Here is a 17,647-nt window from a genome sequence, read left to right on the forward strand (position 1 = left end):
TTGTCCTATCTTACTGCGTGGCCTGAACCGGGCCGCCTGCCACGAGCGCCGTGTAGACGGCAAGGCGCTGCCTCAGGGCGGAGGGCGTCTCGCGGTCGGCGGCGATCTGGTCGAACCAGCGGCCGGCATAATCCATGTCACCGGCCTTAAGACCGGATAGGCCCAAGAGTTCCCGGGCGGAGTGGCGCCATGCGTTGGCCGGTGCTGCGAGCGGCTCGACAGCCTGGCGCAGCGCGGCCGGCTCGGCGCTGTCGAGGCGCAGCCACGCGGCGCGAAGGCGGGCCAGATCCTTCCAGAGCGCAGGCACGGCGGAATCGTTGGCGAGAGCGTCGTAAGCCGAGGCGCCGTTCTCGGCGTTCTGCTTGCCGAGCTCGGTGGCGAGGCGAAAGCGGGCGAGCAGGGCATAGCCCGTCCCGGCATCGTTCTTCACGATGTTCTCGAGCGCGGTCTGGGCTTCCTGGCCCTTCTCCTCGGAGGAGAAGCGCAGCGCCTCCTCGTACCGAACGGCCGCCTCCTGGGCGAGGCTCTGCTGCCGGTACTCCCAGAAGCGCCAGCCGCCGACGCCGGCCACGACCAGAACGACCACCGCAATGATGATGCCGTTGTAGCGTTCCCAGATCTTGGCGAGCTGGTCGCGGCGGTATTCCTCATCGACTTCGCGAATGAACTCGTCGTTCTGAGCCATCGTGTCTCTCACGCAGCCAAGCGGCCGCCTCCTGAAATTCGAAGGGGTCGCCTAACACACACGCCCGCACAAGGCGAGAGGCTTCATGCCCGCATGGGGAGAACGGACACGCCGATCAGCCAGGGATGGAGCCAGAATACGAAGGCGAGATACACGCCTGCGCCGATCGCCACGGCCAGGATGTCGTTGCGCCAGCCTGCGGGCGCCGCCGTGCCACCGTGCTGGGCCGCCACGTCCCGGCGCTTGACGCTGATGCGGGCGAGCACTGCCCAGACGAGGAAGGAGCCGAAGAGCAGGATCGACCCGAGATCGCCATTGGCGATAAGATGCGCGAAGGCCCAGATCTTCACGCCCGCCAGCATGGGGTGCTTGAGCCGCGCCTTGATATGGCCGGGCAGGTAGGCCGCCACGAAGCAGATGAAGGCGATGAGCACCAGCAGTAGAGCGAGGTGCCGGGTCCAGACGGGTGGGTCCCAGACCGAAATGTAGCCGCCCGCCCGGTACTGCCCATAGCCGATGGAGACCAGCACGATGCCGGCGAGCGACAGGAGGGAATACAGCCCCTTGTAGGGGCCCTCCCCGATCCGGCCGATGATCGCGGCCCGGCGCTCTCTCGCCATGCTGAAGGAATGGGTGCCGAGAAAGAGCACAAGGCCGATAACGAGCAGCGTCACGGGAAGCCTCCGGAGAATAGGAACTTATAGCCCATCCCCTCGAGAAGCCAAACTTGACCATTGGGAAGGAGCGGGCCGGACGAAAATGCGCTAAGGTCGCAGGACGCAAGTTTCCAAGCCATCACAAAGCCTTATAGTGCCCAAACTTTTAACACCGGGGTCTCTTGCGGCCCGAAAATTTCCCCGCTAGGACCCGTCAAAACCTTGCATACGACTAAAACCCCACTAGCAGGGCCGCTTCAAGTTCGATAGCTAGGCCGCAACTTTTCAATCAACAGGTTCCAAGGGGGAGACAGGTGACGGCACTTCTCGGGCTATCCCGTGTCATCGACTCGATCAACGAACGCATCGGCAAGGTGGCCGCATGGGCCATCGTCGTGGCCATTCTGGTGTCTGCCATCAATGCCATCATCCGGCGCATCTTCGGCGTCTCGTCCAATGCGTGGCTCGAGCTGCAATGGTACCTGTTCGGTGCCGTGTTCATGCTCTGCGCGGCCTGGACCCTGAAGGCCAACGAGCACATCCGCATCGACATCATCTCGAACAAGCTCTCGAAGCGCGGGCGCGACACGATCGACCTGATCGGCCACCTGTTCTTCCTGCTCCCCTTCGTGGCGTTGATGCTGTACCTGTCCTTCCCGTATTTCTTCAATTCATTCCGCTCCGGCGAGGTCTCCTCCAATGCCGGCGGCCTGCTGATCTGGCCGGCCAAGGGCCTCATCCTCCTGGGCTTCATCTCCCTTGCCTTCCAGTGGCTGAGCGAGCTCATCAAGCGGGTGGCGATCATGAACGGCCAGCTGGTCGACGAGCACGACACGGCCGGGCACAACGCCGTCGAAGCCGAGGCCGAGCGGCTGATCGCGGAGCTGGCCGACACCAGCACCACCAAAGGCGGCGAGCCTCCGGGCGACGTCCTGCGCTGACGCCCCTCGCCTGATCTGAATTCGGAGTCTCACGTCCATGGCTGCATTCATTGCCCAGAACCTCGCACCGATCATGTTCGGCGCGCTGGTGATCTTCCTTCTTCTCGGCTACCCGGTCGCCTTCTCGCTCGCGGCCAACGGCCTCCTGTTCTTCTTCATCGCGGTGGAGCTGGCTCCGTATGCGCCGGCCAACATCAACCTGTCCTGGCCGCTCCTGCAGGCCCTGCCGGACCGTATCTACGGCACCATGTCGAACGAGGTGCTGCTCGCGATCCCGTTCTTCACCTTCATGGGCTACATCCTCGAACGCTCGGGGATGGCGGAAGACCTGCTCGATACTATCGGTCAGCTTTTCGGGCCCCTTCGCGGCGGTCTCGCCTATGCGGTGATCTTCGTGGGCGCCCTGCTCGCCGCCACCACCGGCGTCGTCGCGGCTTCCGTCATCTCGATGGGCCTCATCTCGCTTCCGATCATGCTGCGCTACGGCTATGATCGGCGCCTCGCCTCCGGCGTGATCGCGGCCTCGGGAACGCTCGCGCAGATCATCCCGCCCTCACTGGTTCTCATCGTCATGGCCGACCAGCTCGGCCGCTCGGTGGGCGACATGTACGAGGGCGCATTCCTGCCCGGCCTGATCCTGTCCGGCCTCTATGCCGGCTATGTGTTCCTTGCCTCGATGATCGATCCGAAGGCTGCTCCCGGCCTGCCGCTGGAAGCCGTCGGCTTCCGTGAGCCGAACGGCTCGCGCGGCGTGTGGCAGCTCGGCATCCTGGTGCTGTTCTCAGGCCTCGTCGGCTACTACGTGCTGTCGCAGACCAACACGAAGGCCGGCGCCGATTTCGTCATCCTGACGATCTGCGTCGGCACCGTGGTCGCCCTGATCTGCGCCCTCATGAACAAGATGCTGGGCGCCAAGCGCATTGCGATCTCGGCCGTGCTGACCCTGTTCCTCGTCGGCGCCTATGTGGTCCTGCACAACCAAGGCCACGAAGGACTGGCGCTGACCATGGAAATGGTTCTCGCCGGTGCAGTCTATTCGCTCATCGTCGGCATCATCGAGCGGTTCACCGGCCTTCGCCTCATGTCGAACATGGCCCAGCAGACCACCTTCGTCATGGTGCCGCCGCTGCTGCTCATCTTCCTCGTGCTCGGCACCATCTTCATCGGCCTGGCTACCCCGACTGAGGGCGGCGCCATGGGTGCGCTCGGCTCCGTCATTCTGGCGGCCATCAAGCGCAAGCTCGACAACAACCCGAACCGCTTCAATTTCACCATCGTGCGCCAGGCCACCGAAGCGACCGCGAAGCTCTCCGCCTTCGTGCTCTTCATCCTGATCGGCGCCCGCGTGTTCTCGCTCACCTTCTACGGGGTGAACGGGCACATCTGGGTCGAGCACCTGCTGACCTCGCTCCCGGGCGGTCAGGTGGGCTTCCTGATCGTGGTCAACATCATGGTCTTCCTGCTGGCCTTCTTCCTCGACTTCTTCGAGCTGGCCTTCATCGTGGTGCCGCTGCTCGGTCCTGCGGCCGAAAAGCTAGGCATCGACCTGATCTGGTTCGGCGTCATCCTGGGCGTGAACATGCAGACCTCGTTCATGCACCCGCCCTTCGGCTTCGCCCTGTTCTTCCTGCGCTCGGTGGCCCCGAAGGTGGCGTATATCGACCGCCTCACGGGCAAGCGCATGGAGCCGGTGACCACAGGCCAGATCTACTGGGGCGCCATTCCCTTCGTGGTGATCCAGCTGATCATGGTGGCCATCGTGGTGCTCTTCCCGAACATCGTGATGCACTACAAGTCGGCCGGCCCCGTGGTCGATCCGGCGGCAGTGCAGCAGAAGCTCGACCAGTTGCTGGTGCCCGGCCTCGGCGCCCCCGGCGACCCGGGCGGCCTCCCCGGCCTGAACTTCGACGAGCCGCCGAAGATCCAGTAAGGCGCTCCTATCTGACGCGACAAAGGCGGGCCTTGCGGCCCGCCTTTTTTGGTTTGATGTCCATCACAGCCACTTCTCGTAATGGCCGGGCTTGTCCCGGCCATCCACGTCTTCGCGACACGCTGCTTAAAAACGTGAATGCCCGGCACAAGGCCGGGCATGACGGGGAGAAAACGCATATGACGGACGGAAACAGAAAAGTTCTTAGCGAACCATCTCCTCATATTGCTCCGGCTTGAAGCCAACTAGAAGCCGGCCATCAAGGTGGAGCACCGGGCGCTTGATCATGGAGGGCTGATCGAGCATGAGGGCCAGCGCCCTGCCCTCATCGAGGCCTGATTTGTCGGCCTCGGGCAGCTTGCGGAACGTCGTGCCGGCCCGGTTGAGCAGCGTCTCCCAGCCGACGCTTCGCGCCCAGGTCTCAAGCCGCGCCCGGGCAATGCCTTCGACCTTGTAGTCGTGGAACGCGTAAGCCACGCCCCTGTCGTCGAGCCAGGCGCGCGCCTTCTTCATCGTGTCGCAGTTCTTGATGCCGTAGAGCGTGACAGACTGCTTGGACATTATCGCTACTCTCATTCATCCATTGGGTCTGATCGGATGTTGTGCTGAACGAGGAGTCAGTGCCGGCTCTCCTCCCGTATTTTTCCTGGAGGTCTTACCTCAGCCGACTTTGAAGAGGATTTGCGCTTGCGTTTCTCAGCGAGGGAAGCAAGAGCGTCAATTCCGTACACTCCGAACCATCGATCCCAGAACCTCAGCGGCGTCATGATAATGCCGCTCAGGAACTGCCAGAGCGTGATACGAGGAAAGCGCTTCTCGTCATCGTCATGCATGAGACATACCTCAGGGGCATGATGAACCGGCTGCCCCGATGTAACTTTGTACATTTGAGCGGCGGCATGGATGAATTCAAGAGACGCGGACGACCGGTCGTCACTCCCACTCAATCGTCCCGGGCGGCTTCGACGTGATGTCGTAGGTGACACGGTTGATGCCCTTCACCTCGTTGATGATGCGGGTCGCGACGCGGCCGAGGAAGGTCATGTCGAAGGGGTAGAAATCCGCCGTCATGCCGTCGATGGAAGTGACGGCACGCAGCGCGCAGACGTGGTCGTAGGTGCGGGCATCACCCATGACGCCGACGGTCTTGACCGGCAGCAGCACGGCGAAGGCCTGCCAGATCACGTCGTAGAGACCAGCATTGCGGATCTCTTCGAGATAGATCGCATCGGCCTTGCGCAGGATGTCGAGTTTTTCACGCGTAATCTCGCCGGGGACGCGGATGGCGAGGCCCGGACCCGGGAACGGGTGGCGGCCCACGAAGGCGTCGGGCAGGCCGAGCTCGCGGCCGAGCACACGCACCTCGTCCTTGAACAGCTCGCGCAGGGGCTCCACGAGCTTCATCTTCATTCGCTCCGGCAGGCCGCCCACATTGTGGTGGCTCTTGATGGTGACCGAGGGACCGCCCGTGAAGGACACGCTCTCGATCACGTCGGGATAGAGCGTGCCCTGCGCCAAGAAGTCCGCGCCGCCGATCCTCTTCGCTTCCTCGTCGAACACGTCGATGAAGAGCCGGCCGATGGTCTTGCGCTTGACCTCTGGGTCGGACACGCCTTCCAACGCGCCGATGAAGAGGTCCTGCGCCTGCACGTGGACCAGCGGGATGTTGTAGTGATCGCGGAAGAGCGTCACCACCTGCTCGGCTTCCGCCGCGCGCAGGAGCCCGTGATCGACGAACACGCAGGTGAGCTGGTCGCCGATGGCCTCGTGGATCAGCACCGCGGCCACTGCCGAGTCGACGCCGCCGGAGAGGCCGCAGATCACCCGGCCGGTGCCGACCTGGGCGCGGATGCGCTCGATGGCCTCCTCGCGGAAGGCCTTCATGGTCCAGTCGCCCTTACAGCCGGCGATGTCGCGCACGAAGTTGCGGATGAGCTGCGCACCCTGCGGGGTGTGCACCACCTCCGGGTGGAACTGCACGCCGTAGAACTTGTGCTCCTCGTCGGCCACGACCGCGAAGGGCGCGTTCTCGGACGCGGCCAGAACCTCGAAGCCCTCAGGCAGCTTGGTCACCCGGTCGCCGTGGCTCATCCAGACGGGATACTTCTTGCCGACCTGCCAGACACCCTGGAAGAGCGGGCTCTCGGAGAGAATCTCGATTTCGGCGCGGCCGAACTCCGAGTGATGCCCGCTCTCAACCTCGCCGCCGAGCTGGGCTGCCATGGTCTGCTGACCGTAGCAGATGCCGAAGACGGGCAGGTCCGTGTCGAACAGCTCCTGCGGAGCCCTGGGGGATGCGTCCGCGGTGACCGATTCCGGCCCCCCTGAGAGGATCACGCCCTTGGGCTTCATGGTCCGGATGGCCTCGGCGGCCTTCTGGAACGGCACCACCTCCGAATAGACCCCGTCCTCGCGCACGCGCCGGGCGATGAGCTGGGTCACCTGGGAGCCGAAATCGACGATGAGGATCTTGTCGTGGGTCTGAGTCATGGTGTGTCGCGCGGGCCCTTAAGGGAGGATCGAAAAAGCCCCTGTGCTTTACCCTCATATCAGCCCGGATGTCATGTTTTTTGAGTCCTCTTTTCGCAGACCCGGCCTCTTCCGAACGCATGAGCCCCTCGACCGGCGGGCCGGTCGAGGGGCTTTGCAAGGGGCTTGGCAAGGGGCCTGGATTGCCTAGGGCGCAGGCTTTCCGCCCTAGAACACGACGAAGTCCAGGTTCTTCAGGTTCAGCCGGGGATCGACTTGGGCAAACTGGATCTGGTCCTGTCCACCAATACCGTCAGGGTCGTAATAGACGGCTCCCGTCGACCGGTTGTGTATGATCCTGTCGTTGGCATCGTGAGCCCCCGCCCCCCTGTAGAAAGCGGAAGCGGCGAGCGTCCCCGTCGACAGCGCGGTGAAGATCGCATCGTCGAGGCGGATCGTATCGTTCTTGATCGAGAAGCCCCGGATCCGATCGACGTTCTCCGCAGCATTCAGGGCTGTGTCGAAGATGAAGAGGTCCTTCCCCGACTCGCCGTTTAATCGGTCGTTGCCATAGCCGCCGTTCAGGTGGTCGTTGCCGGACCCCGCAACGATCGTGTCGTTGCCATCTCCACCATTGAGCCTGTCGTTGCCGGACTGCCCCTGCAGCTTGTTGGCGGCGGCATCGCCCGTCAACCGGTCGGCAAAGCGTGTGCCGACGAGCCCCTCGATGGACGTGTATGTATCGCCCGCCGCCGTCCCGGTGTTCCCGGTGGCGTCGGCGAGGTTCGCCGTGACCCCGCGATTACCGGAATTGCCCATATCGTATCGCACGAAGTCGAACCCGTCCCGGCCGTCGAGGGCATCCGCACCCTCGCCGCCGACCAGAATATTGGACGCGGCATCGCCCACCAGCACATCGTTGAAGTCGCTGCCCTGGAGCCCTTCGATGGAGATATACGTGTCTCCGGCCGCATGGCCCGTGTTGATGGCGGGATTTTCCAGGCTCGCCGTGACACCGGCCGGAGCCGATTTGTAGCGGGCGAAATCGAAGCCGCCGCGGCCGTCGAGGATATCGGCGCCGGTGACACCCTCAAGCACGTTGCCGCGGGAGTTGCCGATCAGCGTATCGTCGAACCGCCCTCCGCGCAGACGTTCGATGGATGAATACGAGTCGCCTGCGGCTTCGCCCCGGTTGATCGACCGGTTTGCGAGGCTCGCCGTGACGGGCGCATTCGCATCCCGGTAATCGGCCCAGTCGTCCCCCGGCCCGCCGATGAGGCGATCACGACCCGGTCCACCACGGAGAAGATCATCGCCCACTCCACCGTTCAGGATGTCGTTTCCGCGTCCGCCGACGATGGTATCGTCTCCTCCCAGTCCAATGAGGGTCTCGCTCGCCCTCGTGCCCCTCAAGGCATCGCCACGGTTGGTTCCTGTGCGTACCGCCACTGTTGTTCTCCTTTGGCAGTCGCCCCCTTTCTGAATTGATTATTGTCGCGAGCTTAGATCCGTTTGCAGGACCGGCAACAACTCTTAATGTTTAAGCATATTGGGCAGGCGGAATATTTTCAGAGTTTGCGCGAAAGCTTCTGCTTTCATTCCTGTTTACGGCTGCAATCGGATTGAATGCTTATGATTGCCGTCGGAGCACGGCGATGAAGAAACCGTCGGTGCCGGTCTGCTGCGGCGTCAGCTGGAGCCCATAGGCGGTCCGGCGGGTGGCGTTCTTGAGGAAGCCGAGCGCGGAGATCCCGAGCAGCTCCTCATGGGCGACCGGCTTGAAGCCTTCATGGCGCTCCAGGAAGCCCGAGAGCGCGTCGTCGTTCTCCTCAGGCAGGATCGAGCAGGTGATGTAGACGATGCGGCCGCCCGGCTTCACGAGCCCTGCTGCCCGGTCGAGCACCATCGCCTGCTCCTTGCGCCGAACCTCCAAACTGCCGGGCCGCAGGCGCCATTTCGCATCGGGGTTGCGCCGCCAGGTGCCGATCCCGGTGCAGGGCGCGTCCACGAGGACGCAGTCCATCCGCCCGTCGAGATCGGTCACCGCATCGGCCTTGGCCCTCGGCGTGCGCACCTGGACGTTGCGGACGCCCGCCCGCGTCAGCCGATCGTGAATGGGCGCGAGACGGCGCGCGTCGTTATCGGTGGCGTAGATCTGGCCGTGGTTCTCCATCAGGGCCGCGAGCGCCAGGGTCTTGCCGCCGCCGCCCGCGCAGAGGTCCACCACCTGCTCGTTGGGCTTGACGCCCGACAGCAGCGCCACAAGCTGGGAGCCCTCGTCCTGGATCTCGATCCAGCCTTTCAGGAATTCCGGCTCGGACTGCACGGCGGGTCCGCGCCCGTCCTCGCCCGGCATGATCCGCAATCCCAGGGGTGAGAGTGGCGTCTCGACGGCAGCCAGATGCGGCAGGGCATCGTGCGCCTCGTCGCGGGAGGCAACCTTGAGGGTGTTGATCCGAAGGTCCAGCGGCGCCCGGGTGGCGAGCGCCTGCATCTCAGGGACAAGATCCTCGCCCAGGAGCCGCTGGAGCGAAGGCTCGATCCATTCCGGGAAGTCGCCGGCCACGTGGGCGGGAGCGCCGGAGAGATCGGCCTTTTCCAGCCGCCCGCGCTCATCTGCGGAAAGAGGCTCCGGGGCGAAGCGGTCGCCGGAGCAGAGCGCTGCAATGGCATCCCCATTGAGCCCGCGCTGCAGCCGCAGCATGCCGAGCACCACGGCCCGAGGCGCGCTGTCGCCCATGATCCACGCAGCCGAGGCTTTCCGGCGCAGGGCATCGTAGACGAGGCTCGCGATGGCGGCCCGGTCCTTGGAGCCGGCGAAGCGGTGCGACAGGCCCCAATCCTTGAGGGCGTCGGTGGCCGGGCGTCGCCGGGCGTCGATATCGGCCAGAACCTCGATAGCGGCGGAAAGGCGGGCGGCAGGTGTCATGAGAAAAGCACACTCGAGCTTGGCCGTAGATACGACACAATGTTTCCTATTTTCCGTCCCGAACGGACGTGACTTGAAACGCTACGTGCATTCCGCACGATTCTTCTTTTGGAGACCAACCTTATGTTGATCCGTCTGACCCGTGGCCTCGTCGCCGTCGGCTTCACTCTCGCGATCGCCGCCTGCGCCACCGCCCCGGCCGCCGATATCCAGCCGCCTCCGATGAAGCAGCTCGACGCCAAGACGCAGCTCGAGAGCGGCCGTCGTTACTAACTTCTTGAGCGGGATGGGGGTTGCCCCATCCCGTCCTCACTTAGATGCCAGCTTCCGCCGCAAAGATGCGGACGCCGAAGATCACCCACATGGCCGCCAGGATCAGCACGCCGACCACGAAGGCCATGAAGCGCTGGGAGATCTTGTTCGAGGTCGTATGGATCGCCGCATGAACCAGGCGGCTCACCACGAACATCCATGACATGACCACGAAGAGCATGTCGGCCTTGCGGGTGATTAGCGCCAGGGTCACCAGGGCATAGAACAGCACCGGAAGCTCGAACTGGTTGTGATACGCGTTCTGGATCTGCGTGACGCGGCTGGGCCAGTTGCGCTCGCCGAGCGCGATGTCCTTCACCCTCACTTCACCCTTGCGGAGGTGGCCGACCCGGGTCCGGCCCATCCAGAGCAGCAGAATGAAGGTGAGCCCGACTTGGACGAGGACGGGCAGGATGACGGCGGAGATGGTCATGGACTAGGACTCGCGTTAAGCTTAGCTGCGAGTCGGATAGTTAGGGCTTTCCCGCGTGATCGTCACGTCATGAACGTGGCTTTCGCGCAGGCCCGCGCTGGTGATGCGGATGAACTGCGCCTTTTCGCGGAATTCCGGCAGGGTCGCGGCGCCCACGTAGCCCATGGAGGCGCGTAGCCCCCCGGTGAGCTGGTGCAGCACGCTGGCTACTGGGCCCTTGTAGGCCACTTGACCCTCGATGCCCTCCGGCACGAGCTTGAGGGTATCGCGCACCTCGGCCTGGAAGTAGCGGTCGGCCGAGCCGCGGGCCATGGCGCCCACCGAGCCCATGCCGCGATAGGCCTTATAGGATCGGCCCTGGTACAGGAAGGTCTCGCCCGGGGTCTCGTCCGTGCCGGCGAGCAGCGAGCCCACCATGGCGCAGGAGGCGCCGGCGGCGAGCGCCTTGGCGAGATCGCCCGAGAACTTGATGCCGCCATCCGCGATCACCGGAATGTCGGCCTGGGCCGCCGACTCGACCGCCTCCATGATGGCGGTGAGCTGGGGCACGCCCACGCCCGCCACGATGCGGGTGGTGCAGATGGAGCCCGGCCCGATGCCAACCTTGATGGCGTCAGCGCCTGCATCGATGAGTGCCTGGGCGCCTTCGCGCGTCGCCACGTTGCCGGCAATGACCTGAACGGCGTTGGAGAGCTTCTTCACCCGTGTGACGCTCTCCAGCACCTTCACGGAATGGCCGTGGGCGGTGTCGACCACCACCACGTCGCAGCCCGCATCGATGAGGCGCTCGGCGCGCTCGAAGCCCTGCTCGCCTGTCGTCGTGGCGGCAGCCACCAGAAGGCGGCCTTGGGAATCCTTGGCGGCATTCGGGTAGGCCACCTGCTTCTCGATGTCCTTCACGGTGATCAGGCCGATGCAGCGGAAGTGATCGTCGACCACCAGGAGTTTCTCGATGCGGAACTGGTGCAGGAGGTGCCGGGCCTCGTCCTGGCTCACGCCCTCGCGGACCGTGATCAGCCGGTCCTTGGTCATCAGCTCCGAGACCTTCTGGCCGGGATTGCTGGCAAAGCGCACGTCGCGGTTGGTCAGGATGCCGACGAGCTTGCCCTTGGTGCCGTTGGGCCCGCGCTCGACCACCGGGATGCCGGAGATGCCGTTGTGCTTCATCATGGCGAGAGCCTCGGCCAGGGTCTCGTCGGGGAAGATGGTGATCGGGTTCATCACCATGCCGGACTCGAAGCGCTTCACGAGGCGCACCTGCTCGGCCTGGGCGTCCGGCTCGAGGTTGCGGTGGATGACGCCGAGGCCGCCGTTCTGGGCCATGGCGATGGCCATGCGGGCTTCCGTCACCGTGTCCATGGCGGATGCGATGATCGGCATGTTGAGGCGGATGGTCTTGGTCAGCTTGGTGGCGACATCCACGTCGCTCGGCAGGACCTCGGAGCGGCCGGGCCGGAGCAGCACGTCATCGAAGGTCAGTCCCTCGATGATCTTATCGGCGAATACAGAGGCCATGAACCAACTCCATTAGGGGTGCGCGGATGCGGTAATAACGCTTTGGCGAGTTGGCACGGGTCCGTAGCACGGCGTTCAGGTTTCGCAAAGGGTTGAGAGGCGCATCCCCAGAAGATCTGCAATGCGCCTGTTTGCCCTTTGCATCGGGGTTACACAGCGCCAGAGCCTCGGACCCAAAAGTGGACACCACTTTTGGGATCCATCCGATGCTCATTTTTTAAGCAGCGCATCGTTGGGTGCGGAAAACCGGGTCCACTTTTCCGCACGATGCGCTATGTCCGGCGGTCATGCGTCAATCCCGCCTTCTCCCGCTGATCATCGCGACGGCCCTGTTCATGGAGAACATGGATTCGACCGTGATCTCCACGTCGCTCCCGATGATCGCGCAGGACCTTGGAACGCAACCCATCGCCCTCAAGCTGGCGCTGACCTCCTATCTGGTCAGCCTCGCGATCTTCATTCCCATCTCGGGCTGGATGGCCGACAAGTACGGGGCCCGGACCATTTTCACCGCCGCCATCGGGGTGTTCATGGCGGGCTCGCTCGCCTGCGCCTGGGCCAATTCCCTCGAATGGTTCGTGCTCTCCCGCTTCGTCCAGGGCGCGGGCGGGGCCATGATGGTGCCGGTCGGGCGCCTCGTGCTCCTGCGCAGCGTGGCCCGCAGCGAGGTGGTGCAGGCGCTCGCGACCCTGACGATCCCGGCGCTGATCGGCCCCATCATCGGGCCGCCGCTCGGCGGTTTCATCACCGAGTATGCGCATTGGCGCTGGATTTTCTTCATCAACATCCCCATCGGGATCATCGGCATCGTGTGTGCCGTGAAGTTCGTTCCGAACATCAGGGAAGACGACACGCCGCCGCTCGATCTCATCGGCTTCCTGCTGACCGGTGTGGGTTTCTCCCTGCTGATGCTCGGCTTCTCCACCACCGGGCAGCATCTCGTCCCGGCCGAAATCTCGATCGGATGCATGGCGATCGGAGCCGCCAGCCTGGTTTTCTATGTCTTCCACGCAAGGCGCACTCCCCATCCGGTCCTGCATCTGAGCCTGCTCAAGGTGCCGACCTTTCGCGTCAGCGTCGTCGGCGGCTCACTGTTCCGCATCGGCATCGGGGCCATCCCGTTCCTGCTGCCGCTGATGCTGCAGGTGGGCTTCGGCCTGGGGCCCCTGGCGTCAGGCTCGCTCACCTTCATTGCGGCCGTGGGCGCGCTGTTCATGAAGACGATGGCCAAGCGCATTCTCGAGCGCACGGGCTTTCGAAGGCTGCTCATCATCAACGCCTTCATCGGGGCGGCTTTTGTCGCGGCCAACGGGTTCTTCACCCCCGAGACGCCGCACTGGCTCATCATGATCATCCTGCTGGTCGGCGGCTGCTTCCGCTCGCTCCAGTTCACCAGCCTGAACGCCATCGGCTATGCGGAGATCTCCAACCGGGAGATGAGCTACGCCACGAGCCTGGGAAGCGCCCTGCAGCAGGTCTCGCTCAGCATCGGCGTGGCATTCGGCGCCTTCGTGCTGGAAATTTCCTCCAGCATGGACGGCACACCCGGGATCACGGCGGCCGATTTCGGCCCGGCCTTCTGGGCGGTTGCCACCATCTCGGCCTTGTCGGGCTTCATCTTCCTGCAGCTCTCGCCTACGGCAGGGGCTGAGATGTCGGGGCACAGGGCCGTGGAGCGCAAGCCTGCCGCGACGGGCTTGGGCGACGGGACTACAAATCTCGGTGAGGAGGTAGAACGGCGATAGGATTGCGTTACCATCCGCCTCGGACCAGGAGGCCTTAATGGATCAGCGCATCATCGACCTCTACGACGACTTCACCCACGGCGGCATGAGCCGCCGCTCCTTCCTCGACAAGCTCGCGGCTCTCGCCGGCAGCGCAGCCGGTGCGACGGCTATCCTGCCGATCCTGCAGAACAACTACGCCCACGCTCAGACCGTGCCCGAGACCGATCCGCGGATCACTGCCGAGACCGTGGACATCCCTGGCGGGCAGCCCGGTCTCAAAGGCTATCTCGTGAAGCCGAAGGATGCCGCCGGAAAGCTTCCGACCGTAATCGTCATCCACGAGAACCGGGGCCTCAACCCGCACATCAAGGATGTGACACGACGCATGGCGACCGAAGGCTTCGTCGCACTTGGGCTTGATTACCTCTCGCCCATGGGCGGCACGCCGGCCGACGAGGATAAGGGCCGCGAGATGATCGGCCAGTTGAAGCAGCCCGACGTGATCGCCAATGGCAAGGCGGCGGTCGCCCACCTGAAGGGCCGCCCGGACGGCAACGGCAAGGTTGGAGCCATCGGGTTCTGCTGGGGCGGCGGCGCGGTGAACAACCTCGCGGTCAACGAGCCGAACCTCGGGGCAGGCGTGGCCTATTATGGCGGGCAGCCTAAGGCTGAGGATGTGCCGAAGATCGAAGCCGCGATGATGATGCATTACGGCGGCCTCGACGAGCGCATCAATGCCGGCATACCGGCCTACGAGGCGGCGTTGAAGCAGGCGGGCAAGACCTACGAGATCCACGTCTACGAGGGCGTGAACCACGCCTTCAACAACGACACGAATGCTGCGCGCTACGACAAGACAGCCGCCGATCAGGCGTGGCAGCGGACAGTGGGGTTCTTGAAGAAGAATTTGGCTTGAGGCCATCTAAACAGCGTCATCCCGGACGAAGCGCAGCGGAGATCCGGGATCGTTGGACGCGTGTGGCTCCCTTTTTACCTCTCCCAGTAGGAGAGGTCGGCCCAAACCTCCCCCTCAGGAAAAGGGAGACCCGAGTTACGTCCTGCATACGATCCCGGATCGGCTCCGCCGTCCGGGATGACACCAGGGCTTGAGGCTCAATCCTCGAACGCGTCCACCTGCACGCGCTTGCCGACCATGAAAGCGTCGGCCACGAGGCGGAACGGGGCGTCATCGACCTCCGAGTGGCCGATGGTCAAGAGGGCGTCGAAGCGCCGGTAGATGCCCTGGTACTCGGCAGGCTCCTCCTGCACCATGAGCTTCCCGCCGATCTCCAGGCAGCTGCCGCCATGCGTGAGCTTGAGGGTCAGGCCGGCCTCGGTCTCTACCTCGATGTCCCAGGTCTGTGGGCCGGTCTGGCGCCAGTCGAACACGGCCTGGAGATCGCCCTGCCCGTGGCTCATGGAGAACGTCAGGTTCGCGGCAATCGGTGCGTCGCGATTGGCCGGGAATTCCAGGCTTGAGGTCTTGATGAAAACAGGCTCCGGCATGATGCGGGTCACGATGGAGAGCGCGTTGATGCCGGGATCGAAGACCCCGAAGCCGCCTGCCTCCCAGATCCATTGCTGGCCCGGATGCCAGTGCCGGACATCCTCCTTCCAGGTCACCAGAAGACGCTTGATCGACCAGCCGGCGAGCGCCTTCTTCGCCTCCTCGACGGCCTTGTTGTACTGGGCATGCCAGGTGGTGAAGACCACCTTGCGCATCTTGGCGGCAAGCGCCTTCAGATCCTCGAGCTCGCTTAAGGTGGCGGCCGGGGGCTTTTCCAGCAGCACGCCCTTGCCGGCGAGCAGCGCTTCGCGGGCGATCTGGTGCCGAACCTGCGGCGGGGTGCAGATCGACACCGCATCAACATCCGGCAGCTTCAGAAGCTCGCGGTAGTCTTGGAAGGTATACTTCGCGTCCTCATGCGAGAGCCCGCGCGTGCTCGAGACGGCGAGAAGCTCGAAATCCGGGTTGGCCTTGATCACGGGCAGATGCTGATCCTGGGCGATCTTCCCGAGACCGATGATCCCGATGCGGTGCACTGCCATGGTCGTGGCTCCTTGAAATCTGAGAGTTCAGGCACAAGCCTTCACTCAGGCGGAAGGCGTTTCGTCCGCCCGTCCCCGGAAACCGGTCGCCATCACATAGAGTTCCGCCGAATCGGTGCGGCTCGCCGCCGGCTTCACGTGGCGCACCACGGCGAAGTCGCGTTTGAGGTCGGCGAGAAGCTGGTTCTCGGTGCCGCCCTGGAACACCTTGGCGACGAAGGCGCCGCCGGGTGCCAGGATCTCGCGGGCAAAGTAGATGGCCGCCTCGGCAAGGCCGATGATCCGCAGGTGGTCGGTCTTCTTGTGGCCGGTGGTGTTGGCTGCCATGTCGGACATCACCACGTCGGCTGGACCGCCCAACATATCGATCAGCCGGCCCGGAGCGCTCTCGTCCAGGAAGTCGAGCTCGATGAACTCGACGCCCGGCATGGGGTCGATGGGCAGAAGATCGATGCCCACCACCTTGCCCTTGGCGCCAACCACCTTGGCGGCGATCTGGGACCAGCCGCCGGGGGCGGCGCCGAGATCGACCACACGCTGGCCGGGCTTGAGGATGCGGTACTTCTCGTCGATTTCCAGCAGCTTATAGGCCGCGCGGGAGCGATAGCCCTCGCGCTTGGCGCGGGCGACATAAGGATCGTTGAGCTGGCGCTCAAGCCATTTCTGGGAAGAGAGGGACCGCTTGTTGGCGGTTTTCACGCGCTGCTTGAGATTACGGACACCCGAACCGGACCCCGAACTGGACTTGGCACTCACCTTGGGCTGCCCCCACGCCAGACGGAATCCTCTCGCATCATGTTCATCAAAATTCCTTCGCGCAGTCCGCGATCCGCGATGCGCAGGCGCTCCGACGGGAAGGCCCGGCGGATCGCTTCCAAAATGGCGCAGCCGGCCAGGACCAGATCGGCCCGTTCCTTGCCGATGCAGGGGTTTGCGGCCCGCTGACTGAAGTCCGAATGCAGCAGGCGATCCATCACTGTCGAGATCTCGCCGTTGCGCATCCACATCCCGTCGACCCGGCGCCGGTCGTAGCGCGCCAAGCCTAAGTGAATGCCCCCGACCGTGGTGACGGTTCCCGAGGTTCCGAGCAGATGGAAGTTGTGGGCGCGTCCCGCTTGGGCGGCCACGAGGGCGAAATCCATGAGGAGTTCTGACACTTCCTCGACCATGCCCTCGAAGCTTTCCGGCGTGACGTCGATGCCGCCATGGCGCTCGGCCAGCGTGACCACGCCGACGGGCAGCGAATCCCATGCCCGGATGCGCTTGCACGGATCGGCGAAAGCGTGCGGCGCGCGGCCATCGAGCCAGGCGATCTCCGTGGAGCCGCCGCCGATGTCGAACACGATGACGGATTGCGCCTTGGGATCGACCAGCGACGCGCAGCCGGTGACGGCGAGATAGGCCTCGGTCTTGCGGTCGACGATCTCGAGATCGAGGTCGAGTTCCTCGCGCACGCGCTCGATGAAGGCGGGGCCGTTCTCGGCGAGTCGGCAGGCTTCCGTGGCCACGAGACGCGCGCGCCTCACATCCTTCGCGGCCATCTTTTCGCGGCACACGCGCAGGGCATCGATCGTGCGATCGATAGCCCCGTCGCTGAGCCGGTTGCCGAGGCCAAGCCCCTCGCCCAGCCGCACAATTCGCGAGAATGCGTCGACGACCCGGAAGCCGAAATGCGCAGGTTCCGCAATGAGAAGGCGACAGTTGTTCGTGCCGAGATCGAGGGCTGCATAGCTTTTGGAAGAGCGTCGCCTGTCCGTCTGCCCAGGACGCTCGGCAGCCCAAGAGGCACCGTTCGCCGACCCATTGAGCGGATCGGGAAGCCGGTCTCCTGCATCTGCTGTCACGTCAGTCTTGACGGTCAAAACGAATTCCCCGCGGCACTCTCAAAGCGTGCCTCTTTGACCAAGAGAGTAACCATCGCCCCACCCTCCTGCCAAGGGTACCCCCTGGAGTTTATGGTTTTGCCTCCGAGCACCGGCCCCAAAAGTGGATACCACTTTT

The 17,647-nt window shown here is 64.2% G+C and carries 16 protein-coding genes; 5 read left to right on the forward strand and 11 right to left on the reverse strand.

Annotated features, from left to right (window positions below):
* Positions 1–10: 10 nt before the first annotated feature.
* Both JKL45_RS06220 and JKL45_RS06225 read right to left on the reverse strand, forming a co-directional pair.
* Positions 11–685: a tetratricopeptide repeat protein gene (locus tag JKL45_RS06220; protein WP_201860242.1), complete on the reverse strand. Its 675-nt coding sequence runs from the start codon at positions 683–685 to the stop codon at positions 11–13.
* Positions 686–768: 83 nt separating this feature from the next.
* Positions 769–1,359: an NnrU family protein gene (locus JKL45_RS06225; protein WP_201860243.1), complete on the reverse strand. Its 591-nt coding sequence runs from the start codon at positions 1,357–1,359 to the stop codon at positions 769–771.
* Between the two features lie 296 nt (positions 1,360–1,655).
* Here JKL45_RS06225 and JKL45_RS06230 point away from each other — a divergent pair, with 296 nt between their 5' ends.
* Positions 1,656–2,282, forward strand: coding sequence for a TRAP transporter small permease subunit (locus tag JKL45_RS06230; protein WP_201860244.1), 627 nt, complete (start codon positions 1,656–1,658; stop codon positions 2,280–2,282).
* 37 nt (positions 2,283–2,319) lie between these two features.
* The gene (locus JKL45_RS06235; RefSeq protein WP_201860245.1) at positions 2,320–4,212 is read left to right on the forward strand and encodes a TRAP transporter large permease; all 1,893 of its coding nucleotides are present in this window, start codon (positions 2,320–2,322) and stop codon (positions 4,210–4,212) included.
* A gap of 204 nt (positions 4,213–4,416) precedes the next feature.
* On the opposite strand, the gene JKL45_RS06240 is transcribed toward JKL45_RS06235, so the two are convergent.
* The 4 genes from JKL45_RS06240 to JKL45_RS06255 all read right to left on the reverse strand — a co-directional run bounded on the left by JKL45_RS06240 (position 4,417) and on the right by JKL45_RS06255 (position 9,610).
* Positions 4,417–4,773 (reverse strand): ArsC family reductase, encoded by a 357-nt coding sequence (locus tag JKL45_RS06240; protein ID WP_201860246.1) that lies wholly within the window; start codon positions 4,771–4,773, stop codon positions 4,417–4,419.
* Positions 4,774–5,145: 372 nt separating this feature from the next.
* Entirely contained in the window at positions 5,146–6,702 is a 1,557-nt protein-coding gene (guaA, locus tag JKL45_RS06245) for a glutamine-hydrolyzing GMP synthase (RefSeq protein WP_201860247.1), read from the reverse strand.
* Positions 6,703–6,909: 207 nt separating this feature from the next.
* Positions 6,910–8,130: a calcium-binding protein gene (locus JKL45_RS06250; protein WP_201860248.1), complete on the reverse strand. Its 1,221-nt coding sequence runs from the start codon at positions 8,128–8,130 to the stop codon at positions 6,910–6,912.
* A gap of 181 nt (positions 8,131–8,311) precedes the next feature.
* Positions 8,312–9,610, reverse strand: coding sequence for an RsmB/NOP family class I SAM-dependent RNA methyltransferase (locus tag JKL45_RS06255; protein ID WP_201860249.1), 1,299 nt, complete (start codon positions 9,608–9,610; stop codon positions 8,312–8,314).
* A gap of 123 nt (positions 9,611–9,733) precedes the next feature.
* Here JKL45_RS06255 and JKL45_RS06260 point away from each other — a divergent pair, with 123 nt between their 5' ends.
* A complete protein-coding gene (locus JKL45_RS06260; RefSeq protein ID WP_201860250.1) occupies positions 9,734–9,883 on the forward strand; it encodes a hypothetical protein in 150 nt (49 codons plus the stop codon).
* A 40-nt stretch (positions 9,884–9,923) separates the two neighbouring features.
* Here the strand turns inward: JKL45_RS06260 and JKL45_RS06265 are convergent, their stop codons facing one another.
* Together JKL45_RS06265 and guaB are read right to left on the reverse strand one after the other, a co-directional pair.
* Positions 9,924–10,355 carry an MAPEG family protein gene (locus JKL45_RS06265; protein WP_201860251.1) on the reverse strand — a complete coding sequence of 144 codons (432 nt, stop codon included), beginning with the start codon at positions 10,353–10,355 and terminating at the stop codon, positions 9,924–9,926.
* 21 nt (positions 10,356–10,376) lie between these two features.
* On the reverse strand, positions 10,377–11,870 hold the full coding sequence (gene guaB, locus JKL45_RS06270; RefSeq protein WP_201860252.1) for an IMP dehydrogenase: 1,494 nt from the start codon (positions 11,868–11,870) through the stop codon (positions 10,377–10,379).
* A gap of 287 nt (positions 11,871–12,157) precedes the next feature.
* Here guaB and JKL45_RS06275 point away from each other — a divergent pair, with 287 nt between their 5' ends.
* Together JKL45_RS06275 and JKL45_RS06280 are read left to right on the forward strand one after the other, a co-directional pair.
* Entirely contained in the window at positions 12,158–13,615 is a 1,458-nt protein-coding gene (locus JKL45_RS06275) for a DHA2 family efflux MFS transporter permease subunit (RefSeq protein ID WP_201860253.1), read from the forward strand.
* 37 nt (positions 13,616–13,652) lie between these two features.
* Complete coding sequence (locus JKL45_RS06280; RefSeq protein ID WP_201860254.1) at positions 13,653–14,513, forward strand: dienelactone hydrolase family protein; 861 nt, start codon at positions 13,653–13,655, stop codon at positions 14,511–14,513.
* A gap of 197 nt (positions 14,514–14,710) precedes the next feature.
* On the opposite strand, the gene JKL45_RS06285 is transcribed toward JKL45_RS06280, so the two are convergent.
* Genes JKL45_RS06285 through JKL45_RS06295 form a run of 3 tightly spaced genes read right to left on the reverse strand, consistent with a single transcriptional unit; the run spans position 14,711 to position 17,508 of the window.
* Entirely contained in the window at positions 14,711–15,646 is a 936-nt protein-coding gene (locus tag JKL45_RS06285; RefSeq protein WP_201860255.1) for a Gfo/Idh/MocA family protein, read from the reverse strand.
* 45 nt (positions 15,647–15,691) lie between these two features.
* Positions 15,692–16,402 (reverse strand): RlmE family RNA methyltransferase, encoded by a 711-nt coding sequence (locus JKL45_RS06290; RefSeq protein ID WP_201860256.1) that lies wholly within the window; start codon positions 16,400–16,402, stop codon positions 15,692–15,694.
* On the reverse strand, positions 16,399–17,508 hold the full coding sequence (locus JKL45_RS06295; protein ID WP_210345690.1) for a Ppx/GppA phosphatase family protein: 1,110 nt from the start codon (positions 17,506–17,508) through the stop codon (positions 16,399–16,401). The genes JKL45_RS06290 and JKL45_RS06295 overlap by 4 nt, the downstream gene beginning before the upstream one ends.
* Between the last annotated feature and the right edge of the window lie 139 nt (positions 17,509–17,647).

The organism is Microvirga soli (assembly GCF_016734765.1).
Taxonomy (GTDB): Bacteria; Pseudomonadota; Alphaproteobacteria; order Rhizobiales; family Beijerinckiaceae; genus Microvirga; species Microvirga soli.

Bases quoted from the DNA above. Each gene is read 5' to 3' on its own strand.
- JKL45_RS06235 (WP_201860245.1), top strand. From the start codon at position 2,320: ATGGCTGCATTCATTGCCCAGAACCTCGCACCGATCATGTTCGGCGCG.
- JKL45_RS06265 (WP_201860251.1), bottom strand. From the start codon at position 10,355: ATGACCATCTCCGCCGTCATCCTGCCCGTCCTCGTCCAAGTCGGGCTC.
- JKL45_RS06280 (WP_201860254.1), top strand. From the start codon at position 13,653: ATGGATCAGCGCATCATCGACCTCTACGACGACTTCACCCACGGCGGC.
- JKL45_RS06240 (WP_201860246.1), bottom strand. From the start codon at position 4,773: ATGTCCAAGCAGTCTGTCACGCTCTACGGCATCAAGAACTGCGACACG.
- JKL45_RS06255 (WP_201860249.1), bottom strand. From the start codon at position 9,610: ATGACACCTGCCGCCCGCCTTTCCGCCGCTATCGAGGTTCTGGCCGAT.
- JKL45_RS06220 (WP_201860242.1), bottom strand. From the start codon at position 685: ATGGCTCAGAACGACGAGTTCATTCGCGAAGTCGATGAGGAATACCGC.
- guaA (WP_201860247.1), bottom strand. From the start codon at position 6,702: ATGACTCAGACCCACGACAAGATCCTCATCGTCGATTTCGGCTCCCAG.
- JKL45_RS06275 (WP_201860253.1), top strand. From the start codon at position 12,158: ATGCGTCAATCCCGCCTTCTCCCGCTGATCATCGCGACGGCCCTGTTC.
- guaB (WP_201860252.1), bottom strand. From the start codon at position 11,870: ATGGCCTCTGTATTCGCCGATAAGATCATCGAGGGACTGACCTTCGAT.
- JKL45_RS06260 (WP_201860250.1), top strand. From the start codon at position 9,734: ATGTTGATCCGTCTGACCCGTGGCCTCGTCGCCGTCGGCTTCACTCTC.
- JKL45_RS06285 (WP_201860255.1), bottom strand. From the start codon at position 15,646: ATGGCAGTGCACCGCATCGGGATCATCGGTCTCGGGAAGATCGCCCAG.